We start from the raw sequence: 13,158 nt of genomic DNA, 5'->3' as shown, positions 1-13,158 counted from the left end.
CGCGTCACCGCCGACCACCCACCTCGCACCACGGAGGCGATTCGAAGGCATGACCGACGACATTCTGCGGATGCATGACATCACCAAGACCTTCCCCGGGGTACGGGCACTGCAGGAGGTCAGTCTCTCGGTGCGCCGAGGGGAGATCCACGCGATCTGCGGCGAGAACGGCGCGGGAAAGTCGACCCTGATGAAGGTGCTGTCCGGGGTCTACCCGCACGGCTCGTACTCGGGGGAGATCTCCTTCGACGGCGAGGCGTGCGAGTTCTCCGACATCCGGGACAGCGAGCGGCGTGGCATCGTCATCATCCACCAGGAGCTGGCGCTCTGTCCGCAACTGTCGATCGCCGAGAACATCTTCCTCGGTAACGAGCGGGCGTCCCGGGGTCTGATCGACTGGAACCAGACCAACCACGAGGCCGCCGAGCTGCTCGCCCGGGTCGGCCTGTGGGAGAACCCGGTGACCACGGTCAGCGACATCGGGGTCGGCAAGCAGCAGCTCGTCGAGATCGCCAAGGCGTTGGCCAAGCGCGTCCGGCTGCTCATCCTCGACGAGCCCACGGCGGCGCTCAACGACCGGGACTCGGCGCACCTGCTCGACCTGCTCCGAGGACTGCGCGACCACGGCATCACCTGCGTGATCATCTCGCACAAGTTGAACGAGATCGCGGCGATCGCGGACCGGATCAGCATCCTGCGGGACGGCCGGATGATCGAGACCTTGGACATGCGGACCGACGAGGTGACCGAGGACCGGATCATCTCCGGGATGGTCGGCCGGGACCTCGACCACCGTTTCCCGCCCCGGGAGCCCCGGATCGGCGAGGAGGTCCTGCGGATCGAGGACTGGACGGTGCACAGCCCGACCCAGCACGGCCGGGTGGTGGTGTCGAACGCCAACCTCACGCTGCGGCGGGGCGAGATCGTCGGGCTCGCCGGGTTGATGGGCGCCGGGCGTACCGAGCTGGCGATGAGCGTCTTCGGCCGCTCCTACGGCACGAACATCAGCGGCCGGCTGGTCAAGAACGGTACGGAGATCAGCGTGCGGTCGGTGCGGGACGCGATCCGGCACGGCATCGCGTACGCCACGGAGGACCGCAAGCGGTACGGTCTCAACCTCATCGAGGACATCAAGCGCAACATCTCGGCGGCCGGCCTCGGCAAGCTGGCCCGGCGCGGCTGGGTCGACGACAACCGCGAGTACCAGGTCGCCAACGAGTTCCGCACCAGCATGAACATCAAGGCGCCCAGCGTGCTGAGTACGACCGGCAAGCTCAGCGGCGGCAACCAGCAGAAGGTCGTACTGTCGAAGTGGATCTTCACGAACCCCGACGTGCTGATCCTGGACGAGCCGACCCGGGGTATCGACGTCGGCGCCAAGTACGAGATCTACTCGATCATCAACCGGCTCGCCGACGAGGGCAAGGCGGTCCTGGTCATCTCCTCGGAGCTGCCCGAGCTGCTGGGTCTGTGCGACCGCATCTACACCCTCTCCGCCGGTCGGGTCACCGCCGAGGTGGCGCGGGAGGACGCGACCCAGGAGGGTCTGATGCGGTACATGACCAAGGGTCAGACCGACACCACCAACGGCCGGAGTACGGAGACCGGCCGGAGCGACACGACGAATGAACAGGAGTAGACCTCGATGAGCGCCACCGCACCCACCAACGCCGATCTCGCGGTGAGCGGGCCCGGTCTGGGCGATCCGTCGCCAGCGACCGGCGGATCCGGTCGCCGGTTGCCGGTGAACCTGCGGCAGAGCGGCATCTACGTCGCCTTCGCGCTGATCGTTCTGCTGTTCTCGGTGCTCACCGACGGTGCCCTGCTGCAACCGCAGAACATCTCAAACATCATCGTGCAGAACTCGTACATCCTGATCCTCGCGATCGGGATGATCCTGATCATCATCGCCGGGCACATCGACCTGTCCGCCGGCTCGGTGGTGGCGGTCACCGGGGCCGTCGCCGCGGTGCTGATGGTCGAACACGACGTGCCGTGGCCGCTGGCCCTGCTGATCACCCTCGTCATCGGCGGGCTCATCGGCGCCTGGCAGGGCTTCTGGATCGCCTACTTCGGAATTCCGGCCTTCATCGTGACCCTGGCCGGCATGCTGCTGTTCCGGGCGCTCACCCTCACCGTCCTCGGCAACCAGGGCATCGGGCCGTTCCCGGACCCGGTCCGTACCCTGGCCAATGGCTTCACCGAGGGGTACCTCGGCAACATCGGGCTCGGGCCGCTGGGCGGCGCGGACCTGTTCAGCCTGCTGGTCGGGATCGCCGCCGTGGTCGGTTTCGCAGTGGTGCAGTGGCGTGGCCGGATGGCCCGGCTCGGCTACCACCAGACGGTCGAGCCGCTGCCGCTGTTCGTGCTCAAGATCGTTGCGGCCGCCGTCGTGGTGATGACCGTGATCGTGCAGCTTGCCCGGTTCAAGAACCTGCCCTGGGTCCTGGTGCTGCTCGCGGCGCTGATCCTGGCGTACTCGCTGGTCACCAGCCGTGCCGTGTTCGGCCGGCAGATCTACGCCGTCGGTGGCAACCTCCAGGCCGCGACCCTGAGCGGGGTCAAGGTCAAGTCGGTGATCTTCTGGATCTTCGTCAACATGGGTGTGCTGGCCGCGCTCGCCGGAGTCATCTTCGCTGGCCGGCTCAACCAGGCCGGACCGACCGCCGGCAACGCCTTCGAACTCGACGCCATCGCGGCCGCGTTCATCGGTGGGGCCGCCGTGCAGGGCGGCGTCGGCAAGGTGGTCGGTGCCATCACCGGCGGCCTGATCATGGGTGTGATCAACAACGGCATGTCGCTGATCGGTGCGCCGAGCGAGCAGGTGATGCTGGTCAAGGGTGCCGTGCTGCTGGCGGCGGTGGCCTTCGACGTGTGGACCAAGCGGCGCGCCGGAGCCTCCCGGTAGAGCCGTTCGGAGCCTCCCGGTGATGGGGTCGGAGCCTCCGGTAAAGGTGTCGACCCAGCGGCGAGCCGCCTGACACCCGGAGCCCACGGAGCATACGGTTGAAACCCGGACGAACCAGCGGGGTCGCGTTCGCTCCGGGTTTCCCGACGTCCGACGGCCCCATCCGAGAGCCGGGAGGAGGGCCGATGACCGGTCCGGGACCTGCCCAGGCGAGCGCGGAACCCGGCCCGCCGGCCCGGGGCGCGCCCGCCCGCCGGCAGCCCGGCTGAGATGGACTGGGCCGGTTGGGCACTGTTCGGCGTGGTGGCCACGGCCACGCTCACCGCGGCGATGATCACGGCGCAACTCGCCGGGCTTACCCGCGTCGACCTGCCGCTGATCCTCGGCACCATGGTCACCGAGGACCCCGACCGGGCCCGGGTGGCCGGGTTCGTCATCCACCTCCTGGCGGGTCAGGGGTTCGCGCTCGGCTACGCCGCGGTGTTCGCCCTGCTGGGCCGCGCCACCTGGTGGCTCGGGGCGGCGCTCGGGGTACTGCACGTCGGAATCGCGCTGACGGTGCTGCTGCCGCTGCTTCCGGGCGTACACCCTCGGATGGCCTCGGCGCGGGCGGGCCCGTCCAGTACGGCGGTGCTCGAGCCGCCGGGCCTGCTCGCCCTCAACTACGGTGTCCAGACCCCCGTGGTCACGGTAGCCGTGCACATCCTCTACGGCACCATGCTCGGACTGCTCCTACAGGCCCGGTGAACCGGGTGGCCATCGGCGCTGCGACAGGTCGCGCCACCGTCGCACCCTCCGGCCGACGATGGAAACCGCGGTGACCCCCGGCCCGGCCCCCGAGCCCGGCGCCACGCCACCGCCGATCGCGGACTACGGGCTGCTGGGGGACACCCGCACTGCCGCCCTGGTCGCCAGCACCGGCGCGATCGACTGGATGTGCGTACCCCGCTTCGACGGCGCGTCCCTGTTCGGTCGGCTCGTCGGGGGGCCGGAGGCGGGCACGTACCGGATCGGCCCGGCCGGACCGGCGGAGGTCGTCGCGCGGCGGTACCGGCAGCACACGGCCACGCTACGGACGACCTGGGCGGTGGGCGATCGGCGGCTCACCCTCACCGAGGGGATGGTGGCCGAGGTCGTCGGGCGGCTGCTGCCGTCGACCCTGCTCGTGCGGCGGCTGACGGCCGAGGGAGGCCCGATCGAGGCCGTCGTCGACTTCGATCCCCGACTCGGGACCGGCCGCCGGGCACCCCGGGTACGCCGCCGCCGGTCCCTGCTCGTCTGCGAGTGGGGAGCCGTCGCGGTGTCGCTGGCGTGCGCGCCCGAGTTGACCGTCGACCCCGGGCGGCCGGCCTCGGTGACCGTCTACCCGGGACGGCCGCTCACCGTCGTGCTGGCCACGGCCCACCGGGAACCACTGATCGACGTCGAGCCGGCCGTGGCCTGGGAACTCCTGCGCGCCGACGAGGAGCACTGGCGGGCCTGGATCGCCGAGGTGGACCCGGAACTGCCCTTCCGGGAGGCCGTGACGCGGAGCCTGCTCACCCTGCGGCTGTTGACGTACTCGCCGTCCCAGGCCCCGGTCGCGGCGCCCACCACCTCGCTGCCGGAACAGCTCGGCGGCGGACGGAACTGGGACTACCGCTACGTCTGGCCCCGCGACGCCAGCATCGGGGTCGCCGCCTTCCTCGGCGTCGGCAAGCCCGACCAGGCACGGGGCTTCCTCGCCTGGCTGCTGCGTGCCAGTCGGTTGCAGCGGCCCCGCCTGCCGGCGCTGTTCACCCTGAACGGTCTGCGCGTGCCGGCGGAGCGGCAGCTCGACGGCTGGATCGGCTACGCCGACAGCATGCCGGTACGGGTCGGCAACGACGCCGCCAACCAGCACCAGCTCGACGGCTACGGCTGGGTCGTCGACGCCGTCTGGGTGTATGTGCAGGCCGGACACCACCTCGACGCGGAGACCTGGCGGGCGGTACGCGGCTTCGCCGACGTGGTCAGCCGTCGCTGGCGGGAACCCGACGCCGGCATCTGGGAGCTGCGCCAGGCCAGCCACCAGGTGCATTCCAAGCTGATGGGCTGGCTCGCCCTCGACCGGGCGCTGCGGATCGCCGAGACCCACCCGCTCCGGGCCCGGCAGCGACGACGCTGGCAGGACGCCCGGCAGGCGATCGGCGTCGACGTCCGTACGAACGGCTTCGATCCCGAACGGTCGAGCTATGTCCGCAGCTACGGCTCGGGGGAACTCGACGCGGCGCTGCTGGTGCTGCCGCTCCTCGGCATCGAGGACGCCGGCTCGCCCCGCGTTGCCGGCACCATCGACGCGATCCGCGCCGAACTCGGCGCGGGCGGTCCGCTGCTCTACCGCTATCCACCCGGACACGACGGGCTGCCCGGCTCCGAAGCCGCCTTTCTGCCCTGCTCGTTCTGGCTCGCCCAGGCCCTCGCCAGCACGGGACGGCGGGCGGAGGCGGTCGCGCTGTTCCAGGCGCTCCTCGACCGGGCGAGTCCGCTCGGCCTCTACGCCGAGGAGATGGATCCGGTGACCGGTGCCCACCTCGGCAACTATCCGCAGACCCTGACCCACGCGACGCTCGTCCAGGCCGCGCTCGCGATCCGGTCGGCCCAGTCAGGGCGGTCCGGGTAGGCCGGAGCCGACCAGCGGGTACCGTCCGGCCGCTCACCGGGGCAGGGCTAGCCAGCTCGGCGGTACAGGGCTGGCCAGCTCGGCGGTGCAGGGCTAGTCAGCTCGGCGAGCGGCGGTGGCCGAGGCGTGCCGGTGCTGATCGAGTCGGCCGAGGAGGACGGCGAGGAAGGCCCGCGCCTGCGTACCGTCCACGCTGTTGCCGGCCGTCCGCCCCCGGGCGTAGCTGCGCAGCGCCGCGCCGATCAGCGGGCCGAACTCCGGCACGGCTCCGATCGCCCACTCGGCTGCCGACCGCTTCGGGTACCACCGCCGTTCGGTGGCGAACCGCAGCGAGCGGCAGCCGTTGAGCACGGCGTTGTCGCCGAGGTCGAGGTCCGCGTGCAGGCGCGCCGCCACCGACTCGACGACCACCGGCAGCAGCGCCGCGAACGGTGTCGGCGCGAGCAGCGTCCGGGGCGCTGGGCCGAGCAGCGCGACACCCTGCTGGCTGCTGATCGCGCGGTCGATCGGGTACCAGAAGGTCGCCTCGTCGCCGGGGCCGAAGCCGACCTTCGGCGGTAGTTCCCGTCCGGTGTTCAGATTGAGGGCGAAACCGGCCCCGGTGCCGGACGCGGCCACCGCTGCCCGCTCGTACAGGACGAACTCCAGGCCGGTCGCGGGGCAGGGCAGCGCGTCGTGGGACAGCCGGGCGGCGACCTTCTCCAGTACGACAGGGTCGGCGCGTTCCACCACGGCGATCAGGTCGATGTCGCTGCGTCCCGGCGCGTAGCCGTCGAGCGCGAGGGATCCGGTCGGATAGACCCCGAGAAGCGAATCCCCGAGTACGGCGGCCAGCCGGTCCAGTACCGCTGCCAGGTAGGCGGTCTCGGCGGGCGGAAGCGTCGACGTCACCGCGACACCTTGCCATGCCCGGCCGGGGGTGCGTGCCCGCGCCTCGCCGGGCGGGAAAGTTCGCCCGGCGGGGCGGCGCCGATCGGGCGGTCCGGTCGACCGGTCGGCTTGGCGACGGTGGTCAGGCGGCGGCCAGCCGGAGGATCGCGGTGCTGACCGCGTCGGGGTCGACGGTCTGGTGCAGGTGCTGGCCGGGGACGGTCAGCACCGGCCAGCCACGTTCGGCGGCCTCGGCGGCGAGACGGTCGTACGGCGGCCCGAACAGGACGTATCCGCAGCGGTGGTCGTCCCAGCCGGGCGCCACCGGAACCGACTGCTCGTAGTACGCCAGTGGCAGCCGGGGTTGCTCCTCGACGATCGTGCGCCGGATTGCCGGGTCGGAGAACATCGGTGCGACGTCGGCCTCGTCGAACCAGTCGGTCCACCGGGGCAGCCGTCCACTCGGATCGGCCTTGCCCCGGAGCAGCTCCAGATATTCGTCCGGAACGACCGGGGTCGCCCCGGCGCGGGCCGGCAGCGCGGCGTCGACGAAGACCGACCCGACGACCGGCTGCACCAGCCCGGTGCGGATCGCCGGCACGAACAGCCCGGCGTTGCTGTGCACCACCAGCACCACCGGCCGGTCCGGCGCTGTCTCCGACAGCGCGTCGCGGACGGCGTCCACCACCCGGGGCCAGTACGGCGGATCTTCCGCGCCGACGTCGAGCAGCGACGGCACGATCACGTCCCGCCCTCGGGCGCGCAGTTCGGTCGCGACCGGTTGCCAGGTGGCCGGCCCGACCGACGGGCTGTGCACGAGTACGACCAGCGGGGTGGCCTCTGCCGCCCCGCGATCGTGGTCAGCCGCTCGCCGGTCCGGCGGATGATCCCGGTCCTGACGATTCATGGTCTCCGGTCCGACGTCGACGGTATCCCGACCGGCATGGTCAAGATTGAGTCTCTGGATGGCCAACGCCTTGTCAGTGCGACGGTCGGAGGGCACCGTCAGGTGGGGGCACCGTTCCGATCCCCGGCCTGAACCTCGGCGACGATTTCCGCTGTTGACGGCGTCCCGTCGATGGACAGCAGCCTACCCAGCGAGCGGTAGTGGTCGAGCGTGCGTCCCACGGCCGACCGGTAGGACTCCAGATTGACGGTGATGGCCTCGGGGTCGTCGTCGTGGCGCCGGAACAACTCGCCGCCACAACGGTCGCAGACGTCCGGGCGCCTGGTCGGCGCGGACCCGGTGTGCCAGATCCGGTGACAGCCCCGGCAGACGCGGCGGCCGGACAGCCGCCGTAGGACCTCGGTGTCGGTCAGGACCAGGTCGATCGCCCAGTCGACGGCCGTGCCGAGGTCGGCGAGCAGGGCGTCGAGCCAGACCGCCGGAACCTTGTAGCTGGGGAAACCGTCGAGGACGAAGCCACCGGCGACGTCGGACCGGGTGAGGCGGTCCCGGACCATGGCGAGAAGCAGCCGGTCCGGTACGAGTTCACCGGCCTTCATGTGGCGCACGGCCTGCTGTGCGGCCGGGCTGTGCGCCCGTATCTCGGCCTGGACCAGTTCGGCCAGGTTGATCGTGGGGACACCGAGACGGGTGGCGACGCCGGCGGCGACGTCCTGCCGGTCAGAGCCAGGTGGGCCCAGCACGATCAGGCGCATCGGCGCAGCATAGCGACGGGTCGCGGCCTTCGACCCGCCTCGGTCCGCCGTCCGGCAGGGCAGCGGCCCCGGGGCGGGTCTTCGGGTATCCCGAGGGACCGGTGAGGACCGGTTACCGGGGCGGCGCGGTTTCGGCCAGGAACTCGATGAGCAGGGCGGTGACCTCGGCGGGCCGTTCCAGGCTGGGCAGGTGACCGGCCCAGGGAAGTTCGAGGTGCCGGGCGTCGGGCAGCAGTTCGGGCAGTCGGGCGGCGATCTGCCGGAAGTCCGGCAGGTCGTACCGGCCGGAGACGGCGAGGCAGGGTGCGGAGATCTTCCCGAGGTCGATCTCGTCGCGCTCGGGTGCCGGAAATTCCTCGATGGCGGCGAGTTGGACCTCGAAGGCGTGCCGCTGCATCTGTCGGACCCGGTCCCGGACCGTGTCGTCGGCCTCCGGACCGAGCCAGGTGTCCACGTTGAGCTCGACGGCGCCGGTGACGTCGTCGGCCTCCAGCAGCACGTCCTCGCGGGCGCCGAAGGACCGGAGCTCCGCGCTGGGCTGGTGTCCGGGCATCCCGGCGCACAGCAGCGCCAGCGTGCTCACCCGATCCGGCCACCTGGCGGCCATCTCGAGCCCGACCTTTCCGCCGTACGAGGCGGCGACCAGTGCCACCTGGTCGATCCGGAGGGCATCCAGCAGGTCGCGTACGTCCTCGGCGTCGGTGTACGGACGGTCGGCCATCGGGGTCTGACCGTAGCCACGGAAGTCGCAGCGCAGTACCCGGTATCCGGCGTCGAGCAGGGCGGACCACTGCGGGTCCCACATCCGCCGGTCGCAGACCGAGGAGTGCAGCAGCAGGACGGCGGGGCCGTCACCTTCGTCATCATGGGCAAGTGTCATCGGGCGCCACCATAGGCGGCCCGGGACCGCCCTCACCACCGAATATCGGCACCGAGAATATCCGCATCCCACCGGTGGGGTCGGGACGGAGTCGATACGCTGAGCCAGGCCGGCGAATGCCGCCATTCGTGCAATTGCCGCATCGGCGGGAGGGGCTCCCGTCACATCACGCTGCCGGTCGAGGCGACGTCGTCCTGCCGGGCGAACACACGGGGAAGAGGAGGGTCGGGTGCCCTATCTGACTGTCGGCGTGGAGAACTCCGCGCCCATCGATCTGCACTACGAGGATCATGGCACCGGGCAGCCGGTGGTGCTCGTCCACGGCTTCCCGCTCAGCGGCGCAGCCTGGGAGAAACAGGTCGCGGCCCTCCTGAACGAGGGCTACCGGACGATCACCTACGACCGGCGGGGGTTCGGCACCTCCAGCCAGCCGGCGGTGGGCTACGACTACGACACCTTCGCCGCCGACCTCAGCATCCTGATCAACGAGCTGGATCTCACCGACATCGTGCTGGTCGGACACTCGATGGGCACCGGCGAGGTCACCCGGTACATCGCGAACTACGGGTCCGCCCGGGTGAGCCGGGCCATCTTCATCTCGCCGATCCCGCCGTACCTGCTCAAGACCGAGGACAACCCGGAGGGGGTGGACCAGAGCCTCTTCGACGGCTTCATCAAGAGCGCGATGGCGGACCGGCCCGCGTACCTCACGTCGTTCATGAACGACTTCTACAACGTCGACCAGAACCTCGGTAAGGCGGTCAGCGAGGAGGTCGTCCGCAACGGCTGGAACATCGCGGTCAACGCCTCGCCGACCGGCACCGTGGCCTGCATCCCCGCCTGGCTCACCGACTTCCGGCAGGACCTGCCGCGGATCGACGTACCGGCGCTGATCATCCAGGGCGACGCGGACCGGGTCCTGCCGTACCCGGTGACCGGACAGCGGATGCACGCGGCGATGCCAGGCAGCCAACTGCGGACCCTGAAGGGCGCTCCGCACGGCATCCCGTGGACGCACGCCGAAGAGGTCAACCAGGCGCTGCTCGAGTTCATCAAGACCCCGGTCGACGCGCTGACCTGACTGCCGACCGGGCCGGCGGAGCGGACCGAGCGCTCCGCCGGCCCGGGGTACGGCTCGCGGCTACGGCTCGGGTGCGATGAGGCGGTGGTCGCTGGCGTCCCGCACCGTGATCGCCTCGACCGGGCAGGACTCCGCGGCGTCGATCACGGGGTCAGCCGGAGCGACCGTCTCGGCCAGCGGCGCCGAGAGCCCTTCGACGAGGTGGAAGTACTGTGGCGCGGTGCCGGCGCAGATGCCCGCTCCGATGCAGCGGTGCGGGTCGACGCCGACACGCCAGGTGGTGCTCACCAGGTCACCGGTAGCGCGGCCAGGCCGCGTACGAGCAGCCCGCTCTTCCAGGTCAGCTCCGGTTCCGGCACCGCCAGCCGCAGCCCGGGAAGCCGGGTGACCAGGGTGTGGATCGCCACCTGCAACTCCATCCGGGCGAGCTGCGCGCCGACGCAGTGGTGTACCCCGTGGCCGAAGCCCACGTGAGGGTTCGGGTCACGACCCAGGTCGAGCCGGTCCGGATCGGCGAACACCTCGCCGTCCCGGTTCGCCGAGCCGACCGCGGGCAGCACCGGCTCCCCGGCCCGGACGAGGACGCCGCCGAGCTCGATGTCCTCCGTCGCGTAACGGGGGAAGGCGGAGGCGACGCCGAGCGGCACGTACCGGATCAGCTCCTCCACCGCGGACGGCACCAGAGCGGGATCGGCCCGCAGCCGGGCCAGTTCCGCCGGATGTTCCAGCAGCACGTAGACGAAGTTCGGGATCTGGGTCACCGTCGTCTCGTGCCCCGCCGCGAGCAGCCCGCCGGCCAGTTGCACCAGCTCTTCCTCGGTGAGCCGGTCCTCGTTCTCGTCCCGGGCCCGCACCATCGCGCCGAGCAGGTCGTCGATCGGCTCGCGGCGGCGCACCGCGACCAGCTCTCCGATGTAGCCCCAGAGGTTTTCCAGGTAGTTCTGGATCTGGTCCGCACTCAGCGACGTGGTCGAGACGATCGCCTCGGACCAGGTGTGGAACTTGTCGCGGTCGGCGAACGGGACCCCGAGCAGTTCGCAGATGACCTGGATCGGCAGCGGCGTGGCGAACTGCTCGACCAGGTCGGCCGGGGGACCGGTCTTCACCATCTCGTCCACCAGCTCGTCGCTGATCTGCTGGGCTCGGGTGCGGAGCAGTTCGACCCGGCGCGCGGTGAACGCCTTCGCCACCAACCGCCGCAGCCGGGTGTGGTCCGGTGGATCCATCCGCAGCATGCCGAGGTCCTGCTGTCGTGGGATGGTCCGGGGCTCGTCGCGGCCGACGCTGAGGGCGCGGCTGAACCGGGAGTCACCCATCACGACCCGGACGTCCTCGTGGCGGGTGGCGAGCCAGGCCTCCTCGCCGAACGGTAGCTGCACCCGGGACAGTGGTTCGTCCCGGCGCAGCTGCGCGTAGTGCGGGTCGAGGTTGAGTCGGTCGGGAGCGGCGAACGGGTACGGTCGGGCGGTCACCTGCCGGCTGTCCGTCATCACGAATCCCTCCGTCAGAAGGCGGGCGTGGTCGGCGGCGCGACGGCCGGCGGTGACCGCCATGACCGATGACGATCAGCCTGATCGGGCCACCTGCACCGAGTAAGGCACTGATGGCGGATAGTAGCGAATTATGCTGATCAATACCATTGGGCACTGTGGATGATCGGTCGGACCGTCATCGGCTCAGCCGGCGGCGCAGGAAGTCCACGGTGGCCTCGACCGCCCGGTCGACGTACGGCTCGACGTCGTACAGATCGATGTGCCGGTCGCAGTCCAGCCAGACGATCTCCTTCTCGCCGGTGGCCCGCCGATGCAGCTCGGCGGCGAGTTCCGGCGCGCAGTAGTCGTCCACCCTGCCGTGCACCACCAGCAGCGGGGTGGCCCCCAGCAGATCGGCGGCACCGAGCACGTCGAAGGTCATCAGGGCGTGCAGGGATCCCCGGGTCACCCGGTTACGCCAGTGCGCGGACGCGGACCGCCCGGTGCCGTAGTAGGCGTACGGCTCGTCGCCGCCCATCGCCGCCTCGCCCCCGTCCGGAGCCACCGCCGGCAGGTACTCGTCGTACCGGTCGACGAAGGACCCCAGCGCACCCCGGTACGCCTCGACGCCCATCCGCCGGGCGAACCAGGCGGGACTGTTGTACGCCCCGGCGATGCCGGCCACCGCCCGTACCCGGGGATCGCCGGCAGCGGCCCGCACCGCGTACCCGCCGCCGAGGCATATCCCGACCAGTCCGATCCGGCCCGGGTCCACCTCGCTCCGGGACGCGAGCACCGTCACCGCGGCCCGCAGGTCGGCCAGCTTGCCCTGGCTGTCCTCATGCCCCTGCCGCCCGCCGCTCTCGCCGAAACCCCGGTGGTCGAAGGCGAGGGTGGCGAACCCGGACCGGGCGAGGCGTTCCGCGTAGAGCCCGGCGACCTGGTCCTTGACCCCGGTCAGCGGGCCGGTGAGCGCGATCGCGGGCAGTGCCCGGTCGGCGTCCGGCAGCCGCAGTGTGCCGACCAGTGTGATTCCGTCGGCGATGAACTCGACCCGCTCCGTGCGGATCCGATCGGTGTGGCCGTCAGACATGTCGCTCCTCGCGGCGGGAACAGGGGTCGGGGTTATCGTTGGCACGACGCTAGGTCGGGTCCCGACCGCCGACCAGAGGGCACTTCGCGGTGCCCATCCACCCGGGACCCGGGGCGTACGACCCGACGGGGGAGAGACGCGATGGCTCTGGTCGTTCCGGATGTGCTGGAGGAGAGCTGCACCACCCGGCAGGCCCTGGAGCGGCTCGCCGCCAAGTGGCGGGTGCTGGTGGTCTACGCGCTGCTGGCCGGCGCGCAGCGGCACTCCGAACTGCGTCGACGCCTGCCGGGCATCACCCAGAAGGTGCTGACCGAGACACTGCGGGGGATGGAGTCGGACGGCCTGGTCGAGCGGCGGGTTCTCAAGGACACCGCGCCCCAGCACGTCGAGTACGCGCTGACCGAGCTGGGCAAGACCCTCCAGGAGCCGTTGGCCGCGATCTGTGCCTGGGCGGCGGAGCACGGCGACCGCCGTTGACCCCGGCGCGGTCCGGTCACCCTCGCCGGTCGATCCGTCGATCCGTCGATCCGTCGGCCCGTCGGTCCGTCGGT

General features: G+C 71.1%; 13 protein-coding genes. 6 read left to right on the top strand and 7 right to left on the bottom strand.

Annotated elements, in window-relative coordinates; genetic code table 11:
* Positions 1 to 49: 49 nt before the first annotated feature.
* From mmsA to ACFP2T_RS07210, 4 genes are all read left to right on the top strand, one after another.
* A complete protein-coding gene (gene mmsA / locus ACFP2T_RS07225; protein WP_377418868.1) occupies positions 50 to 1,639 on the top strand; it encodes a multiple monosaccharide ABC transporter ATP-binding protein in 1,590 nt (529 codons plus the stop codon).
* Positions 1,640 to 1,645: 6 nt separating this feature from the next.
* A complete protein-coding gene (gene mmsB, locus ACFP2T_RS07220; RefSeq protein WP_377418865.1) occupies positions 1,646 to 2,908 on the top strand; it encodes a multiple monosaccharide ABC transporter permease in 1,263 nt (420 codons plus the stop codon).
* Between the two features lie 270 nt (positions 2,909 to 3,178).
* Complete coding sequence (locus ACFP2T_RS07215; RefSeq protein ID WP_377418862.1) at positions 3,179 to 3,655, top strand: hypothetical protein; 477 nt, start codon at positions 3,179 to 3,181, stop codon at positions 3,653 to 3,655.
* Between the two features lie 58 nt (positions 3,656 to 3,713).
* Positions 3,714 to 5,549, top strand: a complete 1,836-nt coding sequence (locus ACFP2T_RS07210) for a glycoside hydrolase family 15 protein (protein ID WP_377418859.1) — start codon at positions 3,714 to 3,716, stop codon at positions 5,547 to 5,549.
* 93 nt (positions 5,550 to 5,642) lie between these two features.
* Here the strand turns inward: ACFP2T_RS07210 and ACFP2T_RS07205 are convergent, their stop codons facing one another.
* The 4 genes from ACFP2T_RS07205 to ACFP2T_RS07190 all read right to left on the bottom strand — a co-directional run bounded on the left by ACFP2T_RS07205 (position 5,643) and on the right by ACFP2T_RS07190 (position 8,961).
* On the bottom strand, positions 5,643 to 6,440 hold the full coding sequence (locus ACFP2T_RS07205) for an aminoglycoside adenylyltransferase domain-containing protein (protein ID WP_377418856.1): 798 nt from the start codon (positions 6,438 to 6,440) through the stop codon (positions 5,643 to 5,645).
* Between the two features lie 121 nt (positions 6,441 to 6,561).
* On the bottom strand, positions 6,562 to 7,326 hold the full coding sequence (locus ACFP2T_RS07200) for an alpha/beta fold hydrolase (RefSeq protein WP_377418853.1): 765 nt from the start codon (positions 7,324 to 7,326) through the stop codon (positions 6,562 to 6,564).
* A 98-nt stretch (positions 7,327 to 7,424) separates the two neighbouring features.
* Complete coding sequence (locus ACFP2T_RS07195) at positions 7,425 to 8,081, bottom strand: adenylate kinase family protein (protein ID WP_377418850.1); 657 nt, start codon at positions 8,079 to 8,081, stop codon at positions 7,425 to 7,427.
* Between the two features lie 112 nt (positions 8,082 to 8,193).
* Positions 8,194 to 8,961 carry an alpha/beta fold hydrolase gene (locus ACFP2T_RS07190; RefSeq protein ID WP_377418847.1) on the bottom strand — a complete coding sequence of 256 codons (768 nt, stop codon included), beginning with the start codon at positions 8,959 to 8,961 and terminating at the stop codon, positions 8,194 to 8,196.
* Positions 8,962 to 9,190: 229 nt separating this feature from the next.
* On the opposite strand from ACFP2T_RS07190, the gene ACFP2T_RS07185 reads away from it, so the two are divergent.
* Positions 9,191 to 10,042, top strand: a complete 852-nt coding sequence (locus ACFP2T_RS07185) for an alpha/beta fold hydrolase (RefSeq protein WP_377418844.1) — start codon at positions 9,191 to 9,193, stop codon at positions 10,040 to 10,042.
* A gap of 60 nt (positions 10,043 to 10,102) precedes the next feature.
* On the opposite strand, the gene ACFP2T_RS07180 is transcribed toward ACFP2T_RS07185, so the two are convergent.
* The 3 genes from ACFP2T_RS07180 to ACFP2T_RS07170 form a co-directional block, all read right to left on the bottom strand.
* A complete protein-coding gene (locus ACFP2T_RS07180) occupies positions 10,103 to 10,330 on the bottom strand; it encodes a ferredoxin (protein ID WP_377418841.1) in 228 nt (75 codons plus the stop codon).
* Entirely contained in the window at positions 10,327 to 11,532 is a 1,206-nt protein-coding gene (locus tag ACFP2T_RS07175) for a cytochrome P450 (protein WP_377418838.1), read from the bottom strand. The genes ACFP2T_RS07180 and ACFP2T_RS07175 overlap by 4 nt, the downstream gene beginning before the upstream one ends.
* A gap of 178 nt (positions 11,533 to 11,710) precedes the next feature.
* Entirely contained in the window at positions 11,711 to 12,607 is an 897-nt protein-coding gene (locus tag ACFP2T_RS07170; protein WP_377418835.1) for an alpha/beta hydrolase, read from the bottom strand.
* A 141-nt stretch (positions 12,608 to 12,748) separates the two neighbouring features.
* Here ACFP2T_RS07170 and ACFP2T_RS07165 point away from each other — a divergent pair, with 141 nt between their 5' ends.
* Positions 12,749 to 13,084 carry a winged helix-turn-helix transcriptional regulator gene (locus tag ACFP2T_RS07165; RefSeq protein ID WP_377418832.1) on the top strand — a complete coding sequence of 112 codons (336 nt, stop codon included), beginning with the start codon at positions 12,749 to 12,751 and terminating at the stop codon, positions 13,082 to 13,084.
* Positions 13,085 to 13,158: the final 74 nt, after the last annotated feature.

The sequence above is a fragment of the Plantactinospora solaniradicis genome, from assembly GCF_042658085.1.
Taxonomy (GTDB): Bacteria; Actinomycetota; Actinomycetes; order Mycobacteriales; family Micromonosporaceae; genus Plantactinospora; species Plantactinospora solaniradicis.
This window is presented reverse-complemented; position numbering and strand designations above follow the sequence as displayed.